Genomic DNA, 3,506 nt, shown 5'->3' on the forward strand with positions numbered 1-3,506 from the left:
GGCGCCGGCGCCGTCTCGGCCACCAGGGTGCCGCCGTCCTCGATCGACAGGCGCAGGCGCGAGCGCGTCGGGCGGTATTCGCGCGGCGCCGAGAGCGTCGACCGCGCCGCCTCGGCCGCCCGCGCCCACTCCGGCTCCTGCATGGCGGCGATGCGTGCGAGCAGATACGGAGGGACGATCGCGGGTGCCATGCTCCGAACCTAGCGTCGGGGCCCGACGTGGGCGTTCATCCGCGCGGCGATCTCGTCGCGTGGTCGAATCCTGCTCACGCGGCTGAATGATTCGACAGCCCGAGCAGGATTCAGCAGCGAGAGCGGGCACCGGGCGGCTCAGACGGCGGGGTCGACCACGGGGATCGAGGCCAGCAGCCGCCGCGTGTACGAGACCTGGGGCTGCAGCAGCACCTTCTCGGTGGGGCCCTCCTCGACGACGTGGCCGTCCTTCATGACGATGACCTCGTCGCAGAGGTTCTGCACCACGCCGATGTCGTGCGACACCAGGAGCAGCGTCAGCCCGGCGCGGGCGCGGAGCTCTCCCAGCAGCCCGAGGATCTGCGCACGCACGGTGACGTCCAGCGCCGACAGCGGCTCGTCGCCGACCAGCACGCGCGGGCGGTGCACGATCGCGCGGGCGAGCGCGATGCGCTGACGCTGCCCGCCCGAGAACTCGTGGGGGAAGCGCTCGGCCATGTCGGGCTCGAGTCCGACGTCCTCGAGCACCTCACGCACGCGGGCGCGCCGGTCGCCCTCGATCCCGAGAGCCCACAGCGGCTCGCCGACGATGCGGCCGACGCTCATGCGCGGATCGAGCGAGGCATAGGGATCCTGGAACACGATCCCGGTCTGGCGCCGCAGCCAGTGCAGCGACCGCGCGGGGGCGCCGGCGTCGACAGGGCGCCCGTCGAACTCGATGGTGCCGGCGGTCGGGGTGTCGAGCCCGAGCAGCAGCCGCACGAGCGTCGACTTGCCCGAGCCCGACTCGCCGATGATGCCCACCGCCGAGCCTTCGCGCACGTCGAGGTCGGCATCCTCGAGTCCCGTCGTGAAGGCCCGCGGGCCGAACAGCCGCGTCTTGGGGGCGGGATGGCGGCGGGTCAGGCCCCGCGCCCGGATCAGCGTGGTCATGCGGCTGTCTCCTTGGGGGCTTCGCCCAAGGCCCCCGGCGTTCACGAGCGACCCCCCGGCCGCCACAGCGTCGCCGTCGCGTCGCGCAGGAGGCCCTGCGTGACGACGGATGCCGGAGCAGTGAGCAGCCGCGACACCGGCGCCTCCTCGACGACGCGCCCGTCCTCGAGGACCACGCCGTGGGTCGCGATCTGCGACAGCACCGCGAGGTCGTGCGTGATGAAGACGAGCGACATGCCGTCGTCCTCGACCAGCGACAGCAGGAGGTCGAGGATCTCGGCCTGGATCGTCACATCGAGCGCCGTCGTCGGCTCGTCGGCGATCAACAGCCGCGGGCGGCACGCGAGAGCCATGGCGATCGCGACGCGCTGGCGCTGCCCGCCCGACAGCTGATGCGGGTACCGCGCGACGATGCGCTCGGGATCGGGCAGGGCGACGCGGGAGGCCTCGGCGACGGCGCGGGCGGCGGCATCCCGTTTCGACAGCCCCTCGTGGATGCGGATCGACTCGGCGATCTGGCGTCCCACGGTGCGGATCGGGTTGAGCGCCGTGCGCGGCTCCTGGAAGACGATGCCGATCTCGTCGCCGCGCAGCTGCGCGAGCGCGCGGTCGGCGAGGCCGAGGATCTCGCGCCCGTTCCAGCGGATGCTGCCCGTCGCGTGCGCGGCGTCGGGGAGGAGCCCGAGGATCGCGAGCGCGGAGAGGGACTTGCCCGACCCCGACTCGCCGATGAGCCCGACGCGTGCGCCGTCCGGCACGGCGAACGACACGCCGTCGACGAGACGGCGCCCGTCGATGTCGACGGTCAGATCCTGCACCTCGAGGCTCATGAGACCACCTCGGGGATGTGAAGTCGCGCGCGGCGCGTGGCGAAGGGGCTGCGCGAGAGCGTGGGATCGGTCGCCTCGCGCAGTCCGTCGCCGAGGAGGTTGAGGCCGAGGACGGTGAGGGTGATCGCGAGCCCCGGCCACACCACCGACAGCGGGTAGACGGTGATGAACTGCTGCAGCTGCGCCAGCAGCAGCCCCCACGACGGCTCGGTGACCGGGGCGCCGAAGCCGAGATACGACAGGCCCGCCTCGGCGAGCACCGCGACCGCCATGCCCCACGACAGCTGCACGATGAACACCGGCGCGACGTTCGGCATCAGGTGCCGCCACAGGTTCTGCGCCGCCGTCAGCCCTGCCGCGCGGCCCGCGAGCACGAAGTCGCTGTGCAGCACGCGTCGCAGCTCGGGACGAGTGACCCGGGCGATGTTGACGCCGAAGCCGATGCCGACCGCCCAGATCACGACCCACAGCGACCCGCCCCACACCGCCGAGATCATCATCGCGATGATGAGCACCGGGAACGCGATGAGGATGTCGACGAGCACCGCGACCGACTCGCGCAGCCACCGCGCCGTCAGCGCGCCGAGCGCGGCGAATGCGATGCCGATGACCGTGGCGACGATCCCCGCCCCGACGGCGACGAGGATCGTCGTGTGCGCCCCGGCGATGACCAGGCTCAGGATGTCGCGTCCCGAGCCGTCGGTGCCGAAGAGGTGCGGCCAGCCCGGGCCGGCCCAGCGGTTCGAGATCTCGACCTGCTGCGGGTCGAACGGAGTCCAGAACCGCGCGACGATCGCCGTGACGACGACCACGCCCACGACGACGAGTCCGAACCGCCCGGTCGACAGAGCCCACAGCCGGCCGAGCCACGCCCAGCGCGAGCGCCGACGAGGCTCGGAGCGCGCCGTCGCGGCATCCGTCTCCGCAGTCCCTGGCCAGCTCCCTGAGCTCGTCGAAGGGCTCATGCCGCCTCCCGCTGCCGGGGGTCGATGAGGCGATGCACGAGGTCGACGACGAAGCCGACGACGAGCACGAAGCCGGTGAGCGCAAGCAGCTCGCCCTGCACCTTCGGCAGGTCACGCGCCCCGACGTCGGCGACGAGCATGCGGCCGATGCCGGGGAGGGAGAAGAGCTGTTCGATGACGACGGCGCCGACGATGATGCCGGCGACCTGGAGCCCGAGCACCGTGATGACCGACAGGCCGACCACCGGCAGGCCGTGGCGGATGAGGGCGGCGTCGCGCGTGAGACCCTTCGCCGCCGCGGTGCGCACGAAGTCCTGCCCCACCGCCTGCAGCGTGGCGCTGCGCACGAAGCGCAGCAGCATCGCGCCCTCGACGATGCCGATCGTGAGGGCCGGGAGGATCAGCGACCGCAGCGCCGCCCACGGGTCGGCCCAGCCCGCGCGCGGGAAGCCCTGCGCGGGAAGCCACCCGAGCCACACCGCGAACACGACCACGAGCATCATTCCGGCCCACACGACCGGCACCGCGGCCAGCGCCTGCGCGCCGACGCTGAGCGCCGTGCCGTCGGCCCGCCCGCGACGCATCGC

At 72.9% G+C, this 3,506-nt stretch carries 4 protein-coding genes and 1 pseudogene; all 5 read right to left on the minus strand.

From position 1 onward, the window contains the following. Positions 1 to 191, minus strand: a pseudogene (locus EIO58_RS14640) (M4 family metallopeptidase); the annotation flags it as partial. A gap of 138 nt (positions 192 to 329) precedes the next feature. Then, on the minus strand, positions 330 to 1,124 hold the full coding sequence (locus tag EIO58_RS14645) for an ABC transporter ATP-binding protein (RefSeq protein ID WP_127820143.1): 795 nt from the start codon (positions 1,122 to 1,124) through the stop codon (positions 330 to 332). A 41-nt stretch (positions 1,125 to 1,165) separates the two neighbouring features. Continuing rightward, on the minus strand, positions 1,166 to 1,954 hold the full coding sequence (locus EIO58_RS14650) for an ATP-binding cassette domain-containing protein (protein ID WP_127820144.1): 789 nt from the start codon (positions 1,952 to 1,954) through the stop codon (positions 1,166 to 1,168). Next, a complete protein-coding gene (locus EIO58_RS14655) occupies positions 1,951 to 2,919 on the minus strand; it encodes an ABC transporter permease (RefSeq protein WP_240658892.1) in 969 nt (322 codons plus the stop codon). Before EIO58_RS14655 ends, EIO58_RS14650 begins: the two co-directional genes overlap by 4 nt. Beyond that, positions 2,916 to 3,506: ABC transporter permease (locus EIO58_RS14660; protein WP_164861734.1), on the minus strand; the 591-nt coding region annotated here is incomplete at its 5' end. The genes EIO58_RS14660 and EIO58_RS14655, both read right to left, overlap by 4 nt.

This window comes from Microbacterium sp. CPCC 204701, assembly GCF_004010105.1.
Taxonomy (GTDB): domain Bacteria; phylum Actinomycetota; class Actinomycetes; order Actinomycetales; family Microbacteriaceae; genus Microbacterium.